Genomic DNA, 21697 nt, shown 5'->3' with positions numbered 1-21697 from the left:
CAAAATCACTGGTGTTACAGCTGGAACAGACAGTACTGATGCAGTCAATGTCAGCCAATTGCAAGCATCTAGTGCAGCGGCAAAAACTGAAGTTAAAGCAGGTGCAAGCGGCAATGTATCAGTTAATGCAGATACAACATCGGCTGATGGTCATACCATCTACACGGTTGATATCGACAAAGACCTTGACTTAACCAACACTGGCAGTGTGACTGCAGGCAATACTGTTTTGGATAACAGCGGTATTACCTTAACAGGTGGCAACAATGGTACGGTATATCTGACCAATGCTGGTTTGGATAACGGTGGTAACAAAATCATCAATGTTGCCAAAGGCGATGTGAACAGCACGTCAACTGATGCGGTTAACGGCAGCCAGTTGTGGACAATGGGTGATTCGATTGCTTCGGTTGTCGGCGGAAATACCGTTGTGAACCCTGACGGTTCACTGACTGCCAATAACATAGGTGGCACAGGCAAAAACAACATAGACGATGCCATCAAACAAGTGGCTAAAGACACTGCTAATGCCAATGCTGGTTGGAATTTAACCACCAATGGTAAAAATTCCAGCAATGTGGCTCCTAAAGACACTGTTGACTTTAGCGGTGATGGCAATGTGGTTATTAGTAACGATGGCAACAAGGTTACCGCTAGCTTGGCAGACAATGTCACTATCGGTTCAGGTGTGAATGCTGTAAATATTGATGGTAAAAACGGTAAGGTTAATATTGGTGACAGCACACTCAATAGCGATGGTCTGACCATTGCGGGTGGCCCAAGTGTCACCAAAGACGGTATTGATGCAGCAGGCAATAAAGTTACCAACGTGGGGGATGGTAAGATTGAGACAGGCTCCAAAGATGCGGTCAATGGTGGTCAAATTGCGGATATAGTGAGCAACATTAACACTGATATTGCAAATGCGACTGCGGCGGCAACCAGTAAAGTGGAAGCAGGTGACAACATTTCTGTAAGCGAATCTAAAAATGCTGATGGTTCAACCACCTATAATGTTGCAACCAAGAAAGATGTCAGCTTTGACAATGTTAATGTGGGTGATGTAAGCATTAACAAAGATAAGGGCATCAATGCGGGCAATAAAGTTATCAGTGGTGTTGCCAATGGTGCAGTTAATAAAGACTCAAAAGAAGCCATTAATGGCAGTCAATTGAACACCACCAATCAGGCAATCGTGGATTACTTGGGGGGGGGCGCAGGCTATGACAACATTACAGGTAGTTTCACAGCACCAAGCTATAATGTAGGTGATAAAAAATACAACAATGTTGGTAGTGCTATTGATGCATTGAATCAGGCAGATCAAGCCCTCAACAATAAAATTGATAATGTCGATCAAAAATTGGATAACGCATTCCGCGTAACCAATGATCGTATTGATGATGTTGAGAAAAAAGCCAATGCCGGTATTGCAGCTGCAATGGCACTTGAATCTGCACCTTATATTCCAGGTAAATATACCTACGCCGCAGGCGCAGCTTATCATGGTGGTGAAAATGCAATTGGTGTGACTTTGCGTAAAACAGCGGACAATGGTCGCTGGTCATTGACAGGTGGTGTGGCAGCTGCTTCCCAAGGCGACCCAAGTGTACGTATCGGTATCAGTGGTGTGATTGACTAATTCACTAGACGAGGAAGATGAGAATCGCTCATCTTCTTCAGTTTTCCTTAATTTTGAGAGAGATAAAAAAATGAAAGCATTGAACAAAATCATACTGTTAGGTGCATTCAGTGGTCTAGTGATGTCGATGTCATTGAGTCATGCTACTGAGATTGAAACAACAACTGCACAAGAACAGGAAATTCATTTTCCAGAGGTCAAGGATAGTTACTTAAAACAAATCAAGCGTTATGAATATGATGACGTGGCGCGTTTAGATGTTGGACTAAATAAAGACCAATTCCGTCATTTATTGGGTAATCCACAGTTCAATGAAGGTTTATTTATCAATAAAACGTGGAATTATGTGTTAGATATTCGCCAACCAAATAGTCAGGATTATTTGCGTTGCCAATTACGGGTTGACTTTGACAAATTTAGTAATCGAAAAGCCACCGCACAAAACTTGTACTGGAAAGGTCAGGCTTGTGAGGGTTTGATGGCTTTTGGTGCAAATAACCAAGCATCTAAAGATACACAAATCACAGATCGTTCAGCCAGCGTATTTTTTGCCTTTGATAGTTACAATGCCAATGCAATTGAACAAGGTACAGGAATTATTACAGAGATTGCTCAACGTATTCAACAAAGTCCAAGCACGGGCTCAATCGTAGTATCAGGCTTTGCTGATCCTTTAGGCAAGTTTGCCCACAATCAGCAATTGTCATCACTACGAGCCAATACGGTTGCTAAACTGTTGGTGGGTACAGGAATTAATCCCAATAGGATTCAGATTGTGGCAAATAGTCAAACTGATTTATACCGACAATGTACAGGAACACGTGCTACAGTGCAAACTGTAGACTGTTTAGCACCGAATCGTCGAGTCAATGTTCAGTGGTAAATATCTATCGCAAGTTCAATTGTGATAAATAGGGCTTCTTTGGAAGCCTTATTTTTAGTATGAGCCACATTTGCAAAACAACGACCATCAAATCATCAGCTTGCTCAGAATTGTAGTATGATGTAAAAATATTTCGACTGATTATCAGTTTTATTCTGCCAAAATGAATTCAATCATTCATTTCAGCTCAAATATTGTTGGAAATTATAATGCCAGATTATCGTTCAAAAACATCGACACATGGAAGAAATATGGCTGGTGCGCGTGGCTTATGGCGCGCAACAGGAATGAAAGATGAAGATTTTGGTAAGCCGATTATTGCAGTGGTCAACTCATTTACCCAATTTGTACCAGGTCATGTTCACCTTAAAGATCTAGGTCAATTGGTTGCTCGTCAGATCGAGCAAGCAGGCGGTGTGGCAAAGGAATTCAACACCATTGCAGTCGATGATGGTATTGCTATGGGGCATGACGGCATGCTCTATTCACTGCCTTCACGTGATTTGATCGCAGACTCTGTCGAATACATGGTCAATGCACACTGTGCAGATGCGATGGTGTGTATCTCGAACTGTGACAAAATCACCCCAGGCATGCTCATGGCGTCTATGCGTTTGAACATTCCAGTGGTATTCGTTTCAGGCGGCCCAATGGAAGCGGGTAAAGTCAAAATTCGTGGGAATGAACACGCGATTGACTTGGTTGATGCGATGATCGTTGCGGCAGATGATAGTTTTACTGATGAAGAAGTCAAAGAATACGAACGCTCTGCATGCCCAACCTGTGGTTCATGTTCAGGCATGTTTACTGCCAACTCGATGAACTGCTTAACTGAAGCATTAGGTTTATCTTTACCAGGTAATGGTTCAACACTTGCAACCCATGCCAACCGTAAAAAATTATTTGAAAAGGCAGGTCAATTAATCGTAGAGATCACGAAACGTCACTATGAGCAAAATGACTACAGCTTGCTACCACGTTCAATTGCCACTAAAGCAGCGTTTGAAAATGCGATGACTTTAGATATCTCAATGGGTGGTTCAACCAATACTGTACTTCACTTATTGGCTGCGGCTAATGAAGCAGAAGTTGATTTCACCATGACGGATATTGATCGTTTATCACGTAAAGTACCTGTACTGTGTAAAGTTGCACCAGCAAAACAAGATGTGCATATGGAAGATGTTCACCGTGCAGGCGGTATCATGTCGATCTTAGGTGAATTAGACCGTGCAGGATTGTTAGACACGTCTGTGCCTACAGTACATGAAAAAACCTTAAAAGATGCTTTGGACAAGTGGGATATTATCCGTACTGAAGATGAAGATGTTTACAACTTCTTTAAATCCGCACCGGGTGGTGTACCGACGCAAACTGCATTCTCACAAGACCGCTATTATTCTCGCTTAGATGGTGACCGTGAAGGTGGCGTGATCCGTAATGTTGCACATGCATTCTCACAAGATGGTGGTTTGGCTGTACTTTACGGCAACATTGCTCTAGAAGGTTGTATTGTGAAAACTGCGGGCGTTGATGATTCAATTCTTAAATTCAACGGTACAGCTCGTGTATTTGAAAGCCAAGATGCTGCGGTAGAAAGTATTTTAGGTGGTGGTATCAAAGCGGGTGATGTGGTTGTAATTCGTTACGAAGGCCCACGTGGTGGTCCTGGGATGCAAGAAATGTTGTATCCAACCAGTTATTTAAAATCAAAAGGTTTAGGTAAAGACTGTGCACTATTAACAGATGGTCGTTTCTCAGGTGGTTCGTCAGGTCTTTCGATTGGTCACGTTTCTCCTGAAGCTGCTGAAGGTGGTGCAATTGGTTTGGTTGAAGATGGTGATTTGATCGAAATCGATATTCCAAATCGTACGATTAATTTAGCTGTAGATGATGCAACTTTGGCTGCTCGTCGTACTGCACAAGAGGAAAAAGGTTGGCATCCTGCTGAACCACGTCCTCGTAAGATTTCTAAAGCATTAAAAGCCTATGCGATGCATACCACAAGTGCATCGAAAGGTGCTGTACGCGAAATCTAAGTTTTAAACTTTATTTACATCATTAAAGCACTCACAAGCTGGGTGCTTTTTTATTATATTGACTGAATTGATTCAATTTTATTAGATTTTGGGATATTGATCATTGTTAAAGGAATTGTTATAAATTTTTCGTGATCTGATTTAGATTATTTTTTTCAGCATCTCCAGTCAATGAATGGTATGCTTGAACGAGTTTCACTCACATTATCTTTTTATTTATTCAGTGCTTTTTAGAGGCCCTCACATGTCACTGTTACGCCGTTGGTTTGATCCAATCCGATCGAGTTGGTTTTACCAGAAACCTGTTCGACAAGAGGTGTTATCTACGGAGCAAGGGCTGAGTATTTATTTGCGTTTGGATGATGTTTATAGTTATCTTGCGGTTCAGCAATTGCCGCAATTAGAAGAAATTTTGAATGATGATTTGAAACCATTGAAAGTCATTATTTCCAATACTTCAGCAGAACCCCCCAATGGCATGTCCATAGAAGAATGGCGCAATTATAGTTTAGAAGATGCCAGAATATTAGCCAACCAACATCGTTTTAGTTATGATGATGAAAAACCAGAACAACCTAGCGCAGAAGCATTACAACAAGCGGAAATAATTCTTAGAAATACACCGCTGACAGGTCAGAACTTTCTTTATTTACTCGAAGATGTGTTTCATATGTTGTGGCAACAGCAATATGGCAAATTGCGTACATTGTACGTGATGGCGAGTAAGCATCAAAAACCACAAAGTTTTCCCGAACGAATTTTTGATCAGACGCCAGTTTTAGAAAGTTATTTTGAGTTTGGTGGGCGTAAATACCATGCGGTTGATGATTTATTGCGTTTAACCCGTCGTTTAAAACAGCAAAAACTATTGATTGATAATCCTATTTTCCTGATCAATCACATTGAATGGCGTGAGCATTTGATGAGTGATGCTGAAGAGCTTGCTGAAATTCAAGCGATGCACCCAGAGTTGGATTTATATATTGCTTTAGAAGACCCGATTAGTTGGTTGTTATTGGCTTATATCAAAGAAGAATTGGCAAATTATTATAATATTCAATTGAATTTGCACCCTTTAAGTTATCACGGTCGGGACTTTTTTGATTGGAGTTTAGCGACGCGTCTTTCTAAACGGACAGAAGTCAAATTCACGCCATTCTGTCGTCCAACTGCGGACAGTACACTCAATATGGCACGACTTTATTATAGTGTGCCTGAAGAACAACGTATTGATGCGATGTACGACATTTTACAAGCAGTGTGGACCAAAGGACGTGATTTATCCTTTAAAGCGCATGTGCAGCAAATTCAGCAGGATTTGGGGATCGAAAAACTGACTGATGAGGATGTGGAAGCCTTATTAAAAACTAATGATCAATTGTGTGCTGAGAAGCATCAACCTGATTTTCCTGTTTTAGAATTGCGTATTGAAGGAAAACGTTACGTATTTAATAGTTTATATCGTGTTTGGATGATTGAAAGTATTTTCAGTAATGTGTTAGAACAGAAGTATAAAGCAGAAAATGAGCAAGAAAGAGCTCAACACATCACGCAAGATCAGGATATAGAAGAAACCAATGATGAAAAAAGAGAAATGTGAATCTTTAGAGCAAGTCCGTGATCGCATTGATCATTTAGATCAAGAATTGATAGAGTTAATAGCAACACGTCAATATTATGTGGATCAAGCTGTTCGATTTAAGCGTACAGCTGAAGATGTACAATCTCCTGAACGTGTGCAACAAGTGATTAATAAAGTTCGTCAAAAGGCGCTTGATGTCGGGACAAATCCTGACTTAGTTGAGATGTTGTATCGCGAAATGATTCAGCATTTTATTCAACGAGAATTAAAAGAGATTCGTCCTTAATATTGAGCGTATTGTTTTTGATTGAGCAAATCGCATTTTAATTTTTAAAATAAAAACCTTTCCGTAGAAAGGTTTTTTTATTATGGAATATTTAAATGGTGAATAAAATTATAAATGCCACGCCAATTCAGTATCACTAATTTTATTCATGACAGCGTGGTATTCAAATGTTTTGCATATACACCATAATTGTATGAAATCATTTCCCAAATATGCTTTAAAAATAGGATTTTTTTCAAATAATTGGAGCGCCTCAAGTTGATTTCGAGCTAAGAGCTGATTGAGGTTTATCGTTTTTCTATGTTGGACGGATTGTGGTAAATCGAGGGGCGTATGTAAGCCATGCAATACTCCTATGAGGATGGTTGCAACGCATAGGTATGGATTGACATCAGCACCTGCAACACGATATTCCAAACGTTGATTTTGTAAATCAGCACAGGGGATACGAATGGCAACATTACGATTGTTAAATCCCCAATTTGCTTCTACAGGTACATGGTGAGCAAACTGGAATCTACGAAATGAATTAATATTAGGTGCCAAAATAGCCATAGATGCTGGCATGAGATCTATCAATCCAGCAATCACTTTACCCATCAATACATTTGGATTTTGCTGATCATCTAAAACAAAGAGATTTTCTTGCCATTGGTTCAGCATGCTCATATGAAAATGCATGCCACTACCCGCTTGGGACATACATGGTTTTGCCATAAAACTCGCCTCTAAACCATGTTGTAAAGCGATTTGTCTAATCATACGTTTTAGGGCTAGGATTTGATCGCATAATGTTAAAATATCATCACTATGCTGAATATTAATTTCAAATTGTCCTGAGGCACTTTCAGCGACAATACCTGTTAACTGGATTTTTAGGCTTTTGGCTGTGGATTCAATCTGCTGAATAACGTTTTGAAAGTCAGGAGGTGTATCTACATCAAAACATTGTGTTTGTTGGGAGTGATGATGGATATTTCCTGCACTTGGTGTTAAGTAAAATTCAATTTCACCTGCCATCACTGGAAAATAATGCATCTGATGTAAGGTTGATAAAATTTTCTTTAGAATATTACGAGGCTCAATTTTACAGTCCGAGCCATCCTCGGATTTCATTGTTAAAAGTAATTGAGCATGATGTTCAGGTTGATCAGCGCATGGTTTTAAACTGCCTAAAACAGGTAAGCATAAACAATCTGGTTCACCGATATATTTTCCAAAACCACTTTCTTCGACCACTTGACCATTTAAACTCATGGCATAAATAGAAAGCGGGAAATAGCAACCTTTAATCAGCTGGTAAACTGCGTCGACTTCTATGCGCTTACCACGAATATGACCATTTAGATCATGAAGACAAATATCAATAAAATGAGTTTCTGGATATTTTTCTAAATATTGTCGAATTTCTAATTCAAAATCATCTAGGTCATTTTTTTCCAATAATACTGTTTTGGGAAATATCTTTGTTGAACTGACTACGGGCATATTCATACTATGTACATCCAAATGGGATGAAAAAATTATAGAAAGTCTATGGATCAAGGTAACGTAAAATGATCGTAAATTTTTTCAGATCTTGGAAATGGATGACTAAATAGCCTCAATTTTTTATTGAGACTCTCTCCTAAAAACAGTGATTTTTCAGTTTTTCACTTTGACGTAGCATTGCTTCAGAATATTGAGGTGATGACGTTATGATGGGTTTTGTAATTGCTGTATTCGGCATTGCAGGAATGATTAAAGGCACGATTGGTTTAGGTTTACCTGCTGTATCGATGGGTTTGCTGAGTTTATTGATTAGCCCCTTTCAAGCCGCGACTTTATTGATTATCCCTTCAATGGTTACCAACTTTTGGCAACTCTTTGCTGAAGGCAATGTTTGGCGTTTAGTGCGCCGTTTTTATCCTTTGTTGCTTGGGATTATTATTGGGTCAATTTGGAGTATTTTCCCAACTTTAGGGCATTCACAGGGTGGTTTTCAAAGTGAAGCTTTATTAGGGGGAATGTTAGCGCTCTATGGATTGTATGGGCTATTTTCCAAAAGCATGCCCAATCTTGCACCGCATGAAAAATGGCTTTCTCCGATCATGGGTTATTTAGGTGGTGCTTTGACCGTTGCAACAGGTGTAGTGGTGATTCCCGTTGTACCTTATTTGCAATCATTACAACTTAAACGTGATGATTTAGTTCAATCTTTGGGTTTGGCTTTTACGGTTTCAACAATTTGTTTGGCGGTATTTCTTCATTTAAATCCAGTGGAAAATACGCCTATTGATTATAAATTATCTCTTATTGCTCTCGTTCCTGCCTTGATTGGAATGTGGGTGGGAACCAAGATTCGTTATCGCATTCCAGAGCAAAAATTTCGTAAAGTATTCTTTTGTGGCTTGGTGATTTTTGGTTTGTATTCAGTGTTTCATCAGTTTGGTGTGATTTAAACTTGAGGATTTGAAAGGGGGAGGTTTTTTATTTTAAAAGCCCCTCATCCTAACCTTCTCCCAAAGGGAGAAGGGACTCCAAATACGCTTTTAAATATGTTTTGCATCTAAAATTTCTGACTGATGTCAAAAGTTTAATCCAAAATCAATTTTGCTTTCTGTGAAATTAAAAATTGGGCGAAGTGTTGATATGCCGTTGGCAGTTGATCGAAGTTTTGAGCTGCCAAAAGTAATTCACGTTTTGCCCATTCTCCAACCAATTCAATTTGATGAAAATGATAAAGCTGATTTAAACGTTGTGCTGCGCGTTTTGGCATTACAGCTACACCAACGCCACTGGCAACCACTTGAGCAATCGCAGCGAAGTTGGGTAATCTAAGACGATATTGAATCGCACAATTGAGTAATTTCGCTTGATTTTCAATAGATTGTTGCAACGAGTGATACTGCATCAAACCTACAAATGGATAGCTGAGAATGTCAGCCAATTGCAATTGTTTGGTTTCTTTAAGCTGATGATTCGGTGGGCAAATCAGCACCAAGGGATCATCAGAAAATTCTAAAGTTTGTAATTGATAATGATTAAAGAAGCTCGAAATTAAACCAAGTTTAGCAACGCCTTTTTCGATATTTTGGATAATATCACTACTTTCAGCTTCTTGTAAGTCGATTTGAATATGTGGATTTTCGACTAAATACTGGGGTAGGAGTAGGGGAAGATATTCACTCTGTGCGGAAGAATTACACCACAAGGTCATTTGCGTGGTTTGACCCTCTGCAAAGGCTGACATGGCTTGTTCAAGCTTTTTACCTTGTTGGATTAGCAATAATGATTGTTCCGCAAATGTTTGTCCTGCAAGTGTCAGTTTGACACCCGAAGCGTGGCGCGTAAAAAGTTGTGTTGAGTATTGTTGTTCGAGTTTTTTAATGCGTTCACTGGCTGCTTGTAATGAGATAAATGAACGCTCTGCACCTTTGGTTAGGCTACCTGTATCCACAATATTGAGGAAGAGTTGTAGATCGAAAAAGTCGAGGCGCATGGCAGTCATTGGACGAGTGATTTTTTATCATTATAGCTGAGTTAATTCACAGATAATGATGTTGTTACTCATATCTATCTGCTATTTTGTGATTAAAAAAGCATCTGTTTTATTTGTTATATGTTATCATAAGTCTCAAATGAGATACAAAAGTGTGGGTAATATTATGACTTCACAAACGTCTATGTTGCATGTAAGAATTGATGATGAAACTAAACTACAAGCACAGCAAGCTTTGAAAGCAATGGGATTATCTGTTTCTGATGCTGTCCGAATTTTTTTAACTCGTGTTGTTGCTGAACAAGCCATTCCATTCGATGTACGTGTACCGAATGCTCAGACTGTCGCGGCAATGAATGAAGCGGATGAGTTGATTAAAAAGAAAAAAGCACGCTTTGAAACTGTAGAAGAGTTGTTCAATGAACTCGAACAAAACAATGAAAAATAAGCGAGCTGTCTTAGCGAGATCTTCTGACTATACCAAGGAATTTCTAGCAGATTGGCAACGACTTTCTCGTACTGGTCGTTATGATATGACTAAGCTGAAAAAGGTCATGATGCTCTTGATTGCAAATGATGAGCCTTTAGGTGCTGAGTGGAAAGATCACGCATTGACTGGAAACTGGGTGAACTATCGGGAATTACATGTGGGTGGTGATTTCCTATTGATTTACCGTATCGAGCCTTTGTCTAAATTTGAAATGATTGTTTTTGTTCGTGCAGGTACTCATAGTGAGTTATTCTGACAAGATTCAGCATGTAAACCCATAAATTCATGTGATATTTTATTCAAAATCTCAAAAAAAGCCCCCTCAGGAGCTTTCTAATTTATTCAACTGATGATTTACATCAATTTGACACCTTGTTGACCAGCAGGTGTGACTTTAAAGATTTCTACTTCAAAAGTAATATTTTTACCTGCCAATGGATGATTGAAATCCACTTCAGTAATGTCTTCGCCCACAGTTTTGATGACACCAAATAAGCTTTGTTTGGCTTTATCTTCAAACTCCATCATGTGACCTTCAACAGGACGCTGTTCGAATTTTACAGTGTCAAATTTTTGCACATTTTCAGGATTCCAAGGTCCAAAAGCATCTTCAGGAGGAAGGCTAACGGTACGACGGTCACCTGCACGAAGACCAAATAAGGCTTTTTCAAAACCTGGCAATAAACTGCCATCGCCCATGACTAAGCTCACAGGCTCTTCACGGCTACGGGTATTGTCAATTTCAACGCCATTTTCGATCGCAACAGAAAAATGAAGATCTACTTTTGAACCATCCGCAACGCGGGTTTCTTCATTCGGATTAATAATTTCGTCAGTCATTTTGCGCTTTCCGCATTTTGAATACGTTTCTTTTCTAAAAAGAAAGTATCAATTAACAATAAAATGGTACCTAAGGTGATCGCACTATCTGCAATATTGAATGCAGGGAAGTGATGGTTTTGGTAAAACACATGAATGAAATCGATCACATAACCTAAGCTGATACGATCAATCAAATTACCAATCGCACCACCAAGAATCAAAGCAATCGCCATCGGTAAAACCACCGTACTTTTTGGCATACGCATCAGCCAAAAAATAAAGATGATCGACACAATGCCTGCTAGACCCGTAAATAAATAATGTTGCCATCCACCTGCATCGGACAAAAAGCTAAAGGCTGCGCCGTAATTGTGTAGCAATGTCCAATTTAAAAAGGGCAATACAGGTACAGGATCTGCATAAGTCAGATGTGTACTTGCAATGTTTTTCGTCCACTGATCAATAATGATGGCGAGGACAGAAAGTCCAAGCCACATTAAATTGTGTGGATAAAACTGGAATAAACCCTTTTTATTCTGTGGATTAGGCATATTTTCTCTCTTCGCCTTGACCTGTAGGAAGGTTGATAATACAACGTGCGCACAGTCCTGGATGTTCAAGATGTGTATTTACATCAGGCAGAACATGCCAGCAACGCGCACATTTTTCACCTTCAGCCGCAGACACCTGAACACGTAAACCTTCAAGATCAGTTGCTTCACCTTGTGCAGCATCAAAGTCTTTTACAATCACAGTTGAAGTGATCAAGACAAAACGTAGTTCATCGCCCAATTGATCCAATACCGCTTTCAACTCAGGATTTGCCCAAAGTTCTACTTTAGCAGACAGGTTAGAACCGATCAGTTTGGCATTACGTGCCGCTTCGATTTGTTTATTCACGGCTGATTTAACCGTGATCAAGGTTTGCCAATCTGCTTCTGAGATTAGGTTCGCAGTTGATGCCACTGGAATGTCATACCATTCCGCAGTAAACACATATTTTTCAGACTGTTCAGGGATCAATGGCCAAGCTTCTTGCGCAGTGAAGCTCAAGATCGGTGACATCCAACGTACAAATGCTTGAACCAAATGATACAAGGCAGTTTGTGCAGAATGACGCGCTTGCGAGTCTGCTTTAGTGGTGTACTGACGGTCTTTGATGATGTCTAAGTAGAAACTACCTAAGTCATTGATACAGAAATTGGTCAAAGCATTGGTGACGATATGGAAGTTCATATCTTCATAAGCTTGCTGAATGGTTTTCTGTACATCAGCCGCACGTTGCAGGATGTATTGATCAAGCGCGATCAATTGATCTACAGGTAAGCAGTCTGTCGAAGGTTTGAAACCATTCAAGTTTGCTAACAAGAAACGTAAAGTATTACGGATACGACGATAACCATCAGACGCACGGCTAAAAATTTCTTTTCCAGCCGTCATTTCATAACGGTAATCCGCAGAAGCAATCCAGAAACGTAAACCATCTGCACCCATATCTTTGATGATGTCTTGCGGGGTGATGATATTCCCGATTGATTTAGACATCTTGCGACCTTTCTCATCCACCACGAAACCGTGAGTAAGAAGGGCTTTATATGGTGCACGTTTGTTGATCGCAATTGACGTCAACAATGATGATTGGAACCAACCACGATGTTGGTCTGAACCTTCAAGATACAAATCCGCAGGATCTTGCAATTCTTCACGTTCACGAAGTACTGCATAATGCGTTGTTCCAGAGTCGAACCATACGTCTAAAGTGTCACGTACTGCATTGTATTGCTCCGCATCTGCACCAATAAACTCAGACGCATCACGGTTATACCAACCATCAATACCTTCCTGCTCGATCAGTTTCGCAACTTCTTCGATTAATTCAGGGGTACGCGGATGCAATTCATTGGTGTCTTTATGCACGAAGAATGGGATTGGCACACCCCAGGTACGTTGACGTGAAATACACCAGTCTGGACGACCTTCGATCATCGACTGGATACGGTTTTTACCCCAGTCTGGGACAAAACCGATCTCATTTTCAATGGCATTCAAAGCATCCTGACGTAAGCCTTTATTGTCCATGCTGATAAACCATTGTGGCGTTGCACGGAAAATAATTGGGGTTTTATGGCGCCAGCAGTGTGGGTAGCTGTGCATGATTGGCACATGCGCCCAAAGCTTGTTACTTTCGCTCAATGCCGCAATGATTTGTGGATTGGCTTTGTAAATGTGCTCGCCTGCAAAAATCGGTGCAGTGGGTAAATACACACCATTACCGCCTACAGGATTGTCCACTTTCAAGTTGTACTGTAAGCCAACTTTATAATCGTCCACACCATGACCAGGCGCTGTATGTACCGCACCTGTACCACTTGTTGCAATGACGTGTTCACCTAAAATCACAGGCACTTGACGCTCTGCAAGCAAAGGATGTTGCAGTTTTAAATTCTCAAGTTTTGCACCGACAAAGTCCGCCAATACTTTTGGATTTTCAAGTTTGTAACGTTCACATGCAGACTCAACCAGATCTTTAGCCAAGATTAAGTTTTGTGTACCACGTTCAGTTTGAACTTCAACCAGCTGGTATTCAATTTCAGCGTGCAGGGCAACCGCTTGGTTCGCAGGCAATGTCCAAGGTGTAGTCGTCCAGATCACGATGTCTGTAGGATTGGATACAGTCACACCGACTTTTTCTGATAGATCAGTAAGATCAACCACACCGAAACCGACATCAATTGCATCCGATTTTTTGTCTTTATAGTCAACTTCAGCTTCAGCCAATGAAGAACCACAATCCAGACACCAGTTGACAGGTTTAAGACCTGGTTCGATATGACCTGCTTTGGCAATTTCACCCAGTGAACGAACGATGTCCGCTTCCTGTTTGAAGTTCATGGTCAGATAAGGTTTGTCCCAATCACCAAACACGCCCATACGCACGAAATCTTTTTTCTGTAATTCGATTTGTGTGTTGGCATATTCACGGCAGGCTTTACGGAAAGTAGACGCGTCAACTTTAACGCCCACTTTACCGACTTTTTCTTCAACTTTCAGTTCGATTGGAAGACCATGACAGTCCCAACCAGGCACGTATGGCGCATCGAAGCCATCCATGACACGGCTTTTAATGATGATGTCTTTGAGGACTTTATTGACCGCATGACCCAAATGAATCTGACCATTTGCATACGGAGGGCCGTCATGAAGCACATATTTTTTCTTGCCAATACGCGATGCACGAATCTGCTGATAAATGTTGTCGGCATACCACTCTTCCAACCATTTCGCTTCACGTACTGCGAGATTTGCTTTCATCGCAAATTCAGTACCTGGTAGATTCAGCGTAGATTTATAATCCACAGCATTTTCAGGAGTTTGCTTATCGCTCATGCAAGTTGTCTTCCAATATTATCAGCACCATTGCTGACGCGTTTTTACAATAAAAAAAAAATCGGGTTTAAAAAGGAAATTTGGGGGTGTTTTTACGAAACTCAAGCAGTCGCTCGACATCATCATCTATTCCCGCCTGAAGCGCTTCAAGAGATGGATAATTTAATTCACCATGTAAATAGTCGAGGAAAGTGACTCGCATCAACAGACCATACAGATTAGCAGAAACATCAGGAAAATGTACTTCTAATCGCCATTCGGGATGTTCCTGTTTAATCGCTGGGCGTGTACCGACATGACCTGCACCATACAGTGCATCTGCTTGGTAACCCTGAACGCCCAGTTTAGCTGGATTGTCTGCTTTGACTTTATCGGTCAATGACAGGGTTTCACACACCACATCCACGCCATAAATACCATTGAGACATGGACGATGGCGTCCCATGCGCACATTAATGGTTGGGAAATTCAGCGTGCGCCCAATTTGATCGCCATATTGCACACGACCCATCATGCTATAAGGACGACCCAACAATTTTGCAGCCAGTGATAAATCACCTGCTTGTAAGACTTGGCGAATACGGGTCGAACTGACACGTTCACCATTAAAATCAACTGTATTTAAGTTGGTGACAGCAAAGCCATATTGTTTTAAAAATTCGCTGTTGCCCTGACGGTTTTTTCCAAAATGAAAATCATCACCCAATACCAAGCTTTGTGCATTCAGTTGATTTTTCAGTAAATCAGCAAATTCTTCAGCGCTTAAACTACGGAATTGATTGTCAAATTTAGCAATCGCAATATAGTCCACACCCAGCTCAGTTAAATATTCTACTTTTTCTCTGAGTGACGTAATACGTGGCGGTGCTTCATAGCCTTTAAAAAACTCTAAAGGTTGAGGCTCAAAAATCATCACCAAGGTTTTTAAATTTTGTGTTTTGGCAACGTCTTTCAGTTGTGAAACCATGGCTTGATGTCCCAAATGGACACCATCAAAATTGCCGATCGTCACTGCGGTCGGAGGCAATTGAAAATTCGGTGCTAAGGCATTTAGACGTAACAGCTGCATGATTTCAAAATAAGCTTAAAATTTGAAAGGTATATATTGCCATATTCTCACAGTTTCGTCTTTGTTGTTGTGTTTTTATCCAGAAAAAATTATTGATAATTTATTTTATATCAGGAAAATTGATTCATTTTATAAAAACAAATCAATTTTATTTATTAATAGTGGCTTTTATAATCAATTTATCTGCTGAAATGAGGATGAAGCGATGCAAAAGCCATTTTATCAATTGAATCAAACGCGAGACGTGATTCGTCAGTTTACTCCGAATTGGTTCACCATGACTATGGGTACTGGTGTGGTTGCCTTGATCATATCTGAATTTCCTTTTGCACATGAGTTATTTTGGGCATTAGGTACAGGCTTATGGCAATTCAATACTTTATTATTTTGTGCATTTAGTATGCTCTATATTTTACGTTGGCTGATTTATCCTCATGAAGCACGGCAGATTTTTTCTCATTCTAGTATGGCACTGTTTTTAGGGGCGATACCGATGGGACTCGCGACAGTGATCAATGGTTTTTTAAAATATGGTATTGCGCTTTATGGTGATGTTGCGGTGCAAATTGCGCAAAGCTTGTGGTATCTCGATGCAATTTTGGCTGTACTGATCGGAATCATCGTGCCATTTTTCATGTTCAGTCAACAAAAGCACGAATTGCAGACCATGACTGCGATGTGGTTATTGCCAATTGTAGCATGTGAGGTTGCTGCAACTTCAGGTGGTTTATTATTGGCACATTTACCTGAGGGACAGGAAGCGGTTGGGATTTTATTCGCCAGCTATGTGTTGTGGGGCATGTCTGTACTGCCTGCCTTTGGAATTTTGAGCATTTTGATGTTGCGTCTGGCATTGCATCAATTACCAAGTAAAGAATTGGCGATCACAGGTTGGTTGGCTTTAGGACCGATTGGTACAGGAGCTTTGGCATTGTTGGTTTTAGGGGCACAAGCGCCACAGGTTTTAGCTTTTATTCAGATGCAGCAACTGGGTGTGTTTTTCCAAAATGCAGGCATCGTAGCAAGCTTTATCTTACTTGGTTTTGGGATTTGGTGGTTTGCGATTGCGATTTTAACCACACTCAAACATGCTGCCAAAGATTTACCATTTAACCTCGGTTGGTGGGGCTTAACTTTCCCATTGGGTGTATTTACTTTGGCGGTGTTGAATTTGGGTCATCAAATCCATGTCAATTTTATTGTCGATGCAGGCTTGGCATTTGCAGCAATCTTGATGTTACTTTGGGTGATGGTGATGGCGAAAACCGTGAAAGGCATGTATCAAGGACATTTATTCTTTTCTCCATGTTTAAAGGCGTTGTTGGAGAGAGAGCAGGCTTAGTGGTTGATTAGCAAGTTATTTAAAAGCAATCCAAAAGTTATTTAGATGATTTAAAAACATCAAAGCCCTTAGTCATTTTATGTTAAGGGCTTTTTTGATTGTAATTCATTTGAGTTTGAAGCAATTATTCTTATTTTTAAATTCTTAATTCTTTGATCTAAGTATGAATTGTGAAATAAAAAAGCAGTCTTACGACTGCTCTAAAATTTTCAATTGATTATTTTTAAAATTATTCTGATTTGTCTTTTAAGCTAAAGAACCAGTTCAAGATCAAGGCTGCAAACGTTGCAGTACCGATACCACCTAAGTTGAAATCACCGAACTGAAGGGCAAAGTCACCTGTACCTAAAATGATCGTTACAGCTGCAACCATCAAGTTTTTATTCTTGGAAAAATCAACTTTATTTTCGATCCAGATTTTCGCACCCGCAATGGTAATCAAACCAAAGACCACGATGGAAGCACCAGTCAAAATTGCCGTAGGAATAGTATGAATGATCGCCCCAAACTTTGGAGAAAAACCTAAGAAAATAGCAAAAACACCAGCAATCACAAAGACAATGGTTGAGTAAACACGGGTTACCGCCATGACACCAATGTTCTCACCATAGGTGGTCATACCAGGCGCACCGACACCACCAGAAAGCGTTGTTGCGATACCATCTGCAACAAAGGCTTTACCAATGTGTGGATCTAGGTTTTCACCTGTCATGGCACTGACAGCCTTGATGTGACCAAGGTTTTCAGCAACAAGAATTAAAGCAATTGGGGCAATAATCAACATGGCATTGACATCAAAAACTGGCGAATGGAAAGTTGGCATGCCAAACCAAGCCGCTTCTTGAATCGGTGCAAAGTTAATCGGTGTACCATTTCCCATGACATTAGACACAATGAAATAGATCAGATAAGCCAATAATAAACCGACCAATAATAATAGACGTTGTAATAAACCTTTGGTGAAAACAGCAATTGAACCCATACACAGTACGGTGACCAATGCCATCCACATATTAAAGTTGTTGCCAGCAACACCTTTGACGGTGACGGGTGCAAGGTTTAAACCGATGATCATGACCACAGCACCTGTAACCACAGGCGGCATCAGTTTTTCAATCCATTTGGTTCCTGTTGCCATGACAATAAAGCCGAAAATCGCATACAAAATACCGCATGCCATGATCCCGCCTGCGGCATGGGCAATATTCAGATTGGCTGCGCCTGTACCAGAAGCTGCATAACCTGTTGCTGCAATCACCACACCAATAAAGGCAAAACTAGACCCTAAATAACTTGGAACTCGTCCACCGGTCATGATGAAGAACAAGATGGTACAAATCCCTGACATTAAAATCGCAAGGTTCGGATCAAAACCCATTAAAAATGGTGCGAGTACAGTGGCACCAAACATAGCAAATGCATGTTGAATCCCCAAAACGACACTTTGCGCAGGGGGTAAATATTCATTGGTTCCTACAGGTCTTGCATCGATGCTGCCAGTATAAGGACGCCATTTGGGAAACCAGTTGGACATAAAATGAGCACTCGAAAGACAAATTGGACACATCATACGCTTGTTTGAAGTTAGTTTTAATCATTTTAGTCAAACTAAGGGCTTGCATTTATTAGGGAAAATTGGTGTTTTATACCAAGTGGTCAAATAATTAAAATGTGTTAATAAGTAAAATCAAAGTATTAAAAATTGTAAATGTGAAAACATACTCGAATTGAATATTTTGCAATTGCTTAATTTTTTTTCATCCAAATGTTTGGTGATTTTATTTTTATTGATGCAGTCGACATTTTTTTAACTTTATAAGTAAAAACGAGAAATATACTGGATATTTCTCGTTTAAATTTAGAACAATCAGATCAACCTGTATTACGCAGACCTGCCGCGATCCCTGCAATACTCACCATCAAGGCATGATCAACAGGGGTGTGTTCAGCTTGTTTTTCAGCCAAATAGGCACGACGACGTTTCATCAATTCAGCTTGCAATAAGTGTAACGGTAATAAATACGGTTTACGTACACGCATGGCTTGGTCTAAAACTTCATTTGAGCTGAGAAGTTTAGATTCACCTTTCATTGCCAATAAAGTTTGTACTGCATCATGTAAGCGTTGGCGTAATTCTGCACCGAGTACTTTTAAGTCTTCGTCATCAGTCAGATGTGCTTCATAATATAAGGCAATATTAGAATCGGCTTTAGACAGTACCATTTCCAACATGTCGATCAAGGTTTGGAAATACGGCCATTCAGCCAACATTTCATCTAAAACTGCTTTTTGACCTTGACCAATCACTTGGTTAATTGCTGCACCTGTACCGAGCCATGCAGGCAGCATCAAACGGATTTGTGTCCATGCAAATACCCAAGGAATAGCACGTAGCGATTCAATCCCACCACTGACTTTACGTTTTGCAGGGCGTGAACCAAGCGGTAACATTTGTAGTTCAAGTTCGGGTGTGACAGTACGGAGATATTTCACAAAATGTGGATTTTCACGCACCGTTTGACGATAGACCTGTACTGATAAATCAGTCATGGTATGCATCAAATCTCGCCATTCTTGCTTTGGTTCAGGCGGTGGTAATAATGTCGCCTCAAGTGTCGCAGCTGCGTAAATTTCTAAATTCTGTAAGGCAATTTCTTCTAAACCGAATTTAAAGCGGATCATCTCGCCTTGTTCAGTGACACGAATCGCCCCTGAAATTGAACCCGGCGGTTGCGAGAATAAAGCCTGCTGAGTCGGTGCACCACCACGACTGATTGAGCCACCACGTCCATGGAATAAGGTCAATTGAACGCCGTGTTGTTTGGCAACAGCTGTTAATTCTTCCTGTGCGCGATACTGTGCCCAGTTGGCTGACATGAAGCCTGCATCTTTGGCAGAATCCGAGTAACCAATCATCACTTCATGTTTGCCTTGAATATGCTGTTTGTACCAATGCATATTGAATAAGGTATTCATGGTGTCGGCTGCACCATCCAAGTCTTTGAGTGTTTCAAATAATGGTACAACACGTAAAGGATGTTCGATGCCTGCTTCTTTTTGTAGAAGTAGAACCGCCAACACATCACTGGCATATTCCGCCATGGAAATGATGTATGCACCTAAACTTTCTTTTGGCTGTTCTGCCAAAGTGCGCATGGTGGCAAAAACTTCTTGCACATCAGGATGCTGAATCAAGCTACCCGCAGGTTCATTTAAATGTTTTGGTAACAATGGACGCTTGCTTTGTAATTCTTGAATCAAGAAGTTTTGACGGGCTTGTTCAGTCCACGTTTCAAAATTCCCTAAGCCTAAATATTCAGTAATTGCTGAAATGGCTTGACGATGACGCCCCGATTCTTGGCGAATATCCAATTTCAGCAATTCAATACCGAAACAATTTACACGGTAGATAAAGTCGAGCAATTTACCATTGGCAATTTCAGGTAAATTGCATGCCATTAATGAGCGATAGCAAAGTAAAAGTGGTTGTAATAATTCATCTTTATGACGAATGATTAAACTGCGATCCACATCTGAATGCAGTCCACGCAATTTGTCTGCGAGCCATTGACGTGTTGCTTTTAAGCGTTCGCGGGTTGAGCGCAAATATTCACGATACGGTTCAGGATGGGTTTTACCTAAAGCTTGAGTGAGTTCATTTGAACAGGCTTCAATCGACAATTCCCAACGTAAGTCTTCAATATCACGGACATATAAGTCAGCAGCTTTCCAACGTGATAACCATAGTACCTCTTGGGTGATGTGATGTTTTACATTTGGGTTACCATCACGGTCACCGCCCATCCACGAAGCAAAACGAATTGGAGAAATATCCAGTGGTAATGGTTTTTCACAATTGTCTTGTACCAGACCATCTAACTCACGAATGAATTTCGGTACTGCATTCCACAGGGTTTGCTCAATTGTGGTGAAGCCCCATTTTGCTTCATCGACAGGTGTTGGGCGATGTTGGCGGATTTCATCGGTTTGCCATGCTGAAACGATCAGCTGTTTTAAATCTTCCAGTACCGCTACACGTTGTTTAGGTGTCAGTTTTTGCTGATCAAAAGTTGATAGACAATTGTTAATGCCATCATATTTTTGGATCAGGGTACGACGACTCACTTCTGTCGGATGCGCAGTCAGTACCAGTTCAATTTTAAGTTCACAAATTTGTTGATACAGCTGCGTTGTGCTGATGTTCTTATTTTTAAATTGTTCAAACAGTGGAATTAACACGTTCGGCGAGGGTTGAGCTTCTTCAAACTCACTTTGGCGACGGCTACGTACCACATGATATTGTTCTGCGATATTGGCAAAGTTTAAGAAGTGTGAAAATGCACGGGTCAGTGGCAAGATTTCATCATCTTTTAGATTGAGAAACAGTTGTTCAAGTTGTTTTTCTGCCTCAATTTGACCATCTCGTGCGCCTTTGGCTAATGCACGAATTTGTTCAATTTGATTAAACAAATCTTGTCCTGCATGTTCCTTTAATGTTTCGCCTAAAAGGTTTCCGAGTAAGCGTACATCTTCACGCAGTGGAGCATCAATTTGTTGAATCATCTGTCACTCTCCAGTTCTTGTTCTTTCGACTATAACTCGATTTGTTCACATTCCAAGTGACTCCCTACAAAAGTATGTAAAGGACTGTATAAGAAGTCAGCAGTGGTGTAT

General features: G+C 40.4%; 17 protein-coding genes. 9 read left to right on the top strand and 8 right to left on the bottom strand.

Annotated features, from left to right (window positions below):
- The 5 genes from EXE09_RS08080 to EXE09_RS08060 form a co-directional block, all read left to right on the top strand.
- A partial coding sequence (locus EXE09_RS08080) for a YadA-like family protein (RefSeq protein WP_171457592.1) occupies window positions 1-1642 on the top strand: 1642 nt, incomplete at its 5' end.
- 70 nt (window positions 1643-1712) lie between these two features.
- Window positions 1713-2525, top strand: a complete 813-nt coding sequence (gene tpgA / locus EXE09_RS08075) for a trimeric autotransporter adhesin/peptidogylcan-associated protein TpgA (RefSeq protein ID WP_130116921.1) — start codon at window positions 1713-1715, stop codon at window positions 2523-2525.
- A gap of 209 nt (window positions 2526-2734) precedes the next feature.
- On the top strand, window positions 2735-4564 hold the full coding sequence (ilvD, locus tag EXE09_RS08070; RefSeq protein ID WP_068973343.1) for a dihydroxy-acid dehydratase: 1830 nt from the start codon (window positions 2735-2737) through the stop codon (window positions 4562-4564).
- Window positions 4565-4808: 244 nt separating this feature from the next.
- The gene (locus EXE09_RS08065; RefSeq protein WP_130116920.1) at window positions 4809-6164 is read left to right on the top strand and encodes a hypothetical protein; all 1356 of its coding nucleotides are present in this window, start codon (window positions 4809-4811) and stop codon (window positions 6162-6164) included.
- Window positions 6145-6432: a chorismate mutase gene (locus EXE09_RS08060; protein ID WP_068973406.1), complete on the top strand. Its 288-nt coding sequence runs from the start codon at window positions 6145-6147 to the stop codon at window positions 6430-6432. Before EXE09_RS08065 ends, EXE09_RS08060 begins: the two co-directional genes overlap by 20 nt.
- A 108-nt stretch (window positions 6433-6540) precedes the next feature.
- Here EXE09_RS08060 and EXE09_RS08055 read toward each other — a convergent pair whose 3' ends face one another.
- Complete coding sequence (locus tag EXE09_RS08055; RefSeq protein WP_130116919.1) at window positions 6541-7926, bottom strand: glutamine synthetase family protein; 1386 nt, start codon at window positions 7924-7926, stop codon at window positions 6541-6543.
- A gap of 203 nt (window positions 7927-8129) precedes the next feature.
- On the opposite strand from EXE09_RS08055, the gene EXE09_RS08050 reads away from it, so the two are divergent.
- Window positions 8130-8873, top strand: a complete 744-nt coding sequence (locus EXE09_RS08050) for a sulfite exporter TauE/SafE family protein (RefSeq protein ID WP_087553345.1) — start codon at window positions 8130-8132, stop codon at window positions 8871-8873.
- A gap of 134 nt (window positions 8874-9007) precedes the next feature.
- On the opposite strand, the gene EXE09_RS08045 is transcribed toward EXE09_RS08050, so the two are convergent.
- Complete coding sequence (locus EXE09_RS08045; protein WP_130116918.1) at window positions 9008-9913, bottom strand: LysR family transcriptional regulator; 906 nt, start codon at window positions 9911-9913, stop codon at window positions 9008-9010.
- 166 nt (window positions 9914-10079) lie between these two features.
- On the opposite strand from EXE09_RS08045, the gene EXE09_RS08040 reads away from it, so the two are divergent.
- Window positions 10080-10361, top strand: coding sequence for a type II toxin-antitoxin system RelB/DinJ family antitoxin (locus EXE09_RS08040; RefSeq protein ID WP_130116917.1), 282 nt, complete (start codon window positions 10080-10082; stop codon window positions 10359-10361).
- Window positions 10351-10659, top strand: a complete 309-nt coding sequence (locus EXE09_RS08035; RefSeq protein ID WP_228255423.1) for a type II toxin-antitoxin system YafQ family toxin — start codon at window positions 10351-10353, stop codon at window positions 10657-10659. Before EXE09_RS08040 ends, EXE09_RS08035 begins: the two co-directional genes overlap by 11 nt.
- A gap of 98 nt (window positions 10660-10757) precedes the next feature.
- On the opposite strand, the gene EXE09_RS08030 is transcribed toward EXE09_RS08035, so the two are convergent.
- From EXE09_RS08030 to ribF, 4 genes are all read right to left on the bottom strand, one after another.
- Window positions 10758-11243 (bottom strand): FKBP-type peptidyl-prolyl cis-trans isomerase, encoded by a 486-nt coding sequence (locus EXE09_RS08030; RefSeq protein ID WP_068973348.1) that lies wholly within the window; start codon window positions 11241-11243, stop codon window positions 10758-10760.
- On the bottom strand, window positions 11240-11776 hold the full coding sequence (gene lspA / locus EXE09_RS08025; protein ID WP_130116916.1) for a signal peptidase II: 537 nt from the start codon (window positions 11774-11776) through the stop codon (window positions 11240-11242). Before lspA ends, EXE09_RS08030 begins: the two co-directional genes overlap by 4 nt.
- Window positions 11769-14612, bottom strand: a complete 2844-nt coding sequence (gene ileS / locus EXE09_RS08020; protein WP_130116915.1) for an isoleucine--tRNA ligase — start codon at window positions 14610-14612, stop codon at window positions 11769-11771. Before ileS ends, lspA begins: the two co-directional genes overlap by 8 nt.
- A gap of 67 nt (window positions 14613-14679) precedes the next feature.
- Window positions 14680-15681, bottom strand: a complete 1002-nt coding sequence (ribF, locus tag EXE09_RS08015; protein WP_130116914.1) for a riboflavin biosynthesis protein RibF — start codon at window positions 15679-15681, stop codon at window positions 14680-14682.
- Window positions 15682-15886: 205 nt separating this feature from the next.
- On the opposite strand from ribF, the gene EXE09_RS08010 reads away from it, so the two are divergent.
- Complete coding sequence (locus tag EXE09_RS08010; RefSeq protein ID WP_130116913.1) at window positions 15887-17023, top strand: TDT family transporter; 1137 nt, start codon at window positions 15887-15889, stop codon at window positions 17021-17023.
- 229 nt (window positions 17024-17252) lie between these two features.
- Here the strand turns inward: EXE09_RS08010 and EXE09_RS08005 are convergent, their stop codons facing one another.
- Together EXE09_RS08005 and ppc are read right to left on the bottom strand one after the other, a co-directional pair.
- On the bottom strand, window positions 17253-18557 hold the full coding sequence (locus EXE09_RS08005) for a solute carrier family 23 protein (protein ID WP_130116912.1): 1305 nt from the start codon (window positions 18555-18557) through the stop codon (window positions 17253-17255).
- 338 nt (window positions 18558-18895) lie between these two features.
- Window positions 18896-21586 (bottom strand): phosphoenolpyruvate carboxylase, encoded by a 2691-nt coding sequence (gene ppc / locus EXE09_RS08000; RefSeq protein ID WP_068973354.1) that lies wholly within the window; start codon window positions 21584-21586, stop codon window positions 18896-18898.
- Between the last annotated feature and the right edge of the window lie 111 nt (window positions 21587-21697).

The organism is Acinetobacter sp. WCHAc060025, assembly GCF_004209355.1.
GTDB lineage: Bacteria > Pseudomonadota > Gammaproteobacteria > Pseudomonadales > Moraxellaceae > Acinetobacter > Acinetobacter wuhouensis.
Note: the sequence above shows the minus strand (reverse complement) of the source record. Positions and strands in the feature narration are given on the sequence as shown.

Coding starts and splice junctions, on each gene's coding strand:
- tpgA (WP_130116921.1), top strand. CDS start 1,713: ATGAAAGCATTGAACAAAATCATACTGTTAGGTGCATTCAGTGGTCTA.
- ilvD (WP_068973343.1), top strand. CDS start 2,735: ATGCCAGATTATCGTTCAAAAACATCGACACATGGAAGAAATATGGCT.
- EXE09_RS08065 (WP_130116920.1), top strand. CDS start 4,809: ATGTCACTGTTACGCCGTTGGTTTGATCCAATCCGATCGAGTTGGTTT.
- EXE09_RS08060 (WP_068973406.1), top strand. CDS start 6,145: ATGAAAAAAGAGAAATGTGAATCTTTAGAGCAAGTCCGTGATCGCATT.
- EXE09_RS08055 (WP_130116919.1), bottom strand. CDS start 7,926: ATGAATATGCCCGTAGTCAGTTCAACAAAGATATTTCCCAAAACAGTA.
- EXE09_RS08050 (WP_087553345.1), top strand. CDS start 8,130: ATGATGGGTTTTGTAATTGCTGTATTCGGCATTGCAGGAATGATTAAA.
- EXE09_RS08045 (WP_130116918.1), bottom strand. CDS start 9,913: ATGCGCCTCGACTTTTTCGATCTACAACTCTTCCTCAATATTGTGGAT.
- EXE09_RS08040 (WP_130116917.1), top strand. CDS start 10,080: ATGACTTCACAAACGTCTATGTTGCATGTAAGAATTGATGATGAAACT.
- EXE09_RS08035 (WP_228255423.1), top strand. CDS start 10,351: ATGAAAAATAAGCGAGCTGTCTTAGCGAGATCTTCTGACTATACCAAG.
- EXE09_RS08030 (WP_068973348.1), bottom strand. CDS start 11,243: ATGACTGACGAAATTATTAATCCGAATGAAGAAACCCGCGTTGCGGAT.
- lspA (WP_130116916.1), bottom strand. CDS start 11,776: ATGCCTAATCCACAGAATAAAAAGGGTTTATTCCAGTTTTATCCACAC.
- ileS (WP_130116915.1), bottom strand. CDS start 14,612: ATGAGCGATAAGCAAACTCCTGAAAATGCTGTGGATTATAAATCTACG.
- ribF (WP_130116914.1), bottom strand. CDS start 15,681: ATGCAGCTGTTACGTCTAAATGCCTTAGCACCGAATTTTCAATTGCCT.
- EXE09_RS08010 (WP_130116913.1), top strand. CDS start 15,887: ATGCAAAAGCCATTTTATCAATTGAATCAAACGCGAGACGTGATTCGT.
- EXE09_RS08005 (WP_130116912.1), bottom strand. CDS start 18,557: ATGTCCAACTGGTTTCCCAAATGGCGTCCTTATACTGGCAGCATCGAT.
- ppc (WP_068973354.1), bottom strand. CDS start 21,586: ATGATTCAACAAATTGATGCTCCACTGCGTGAAGATGTACGCTTACTC.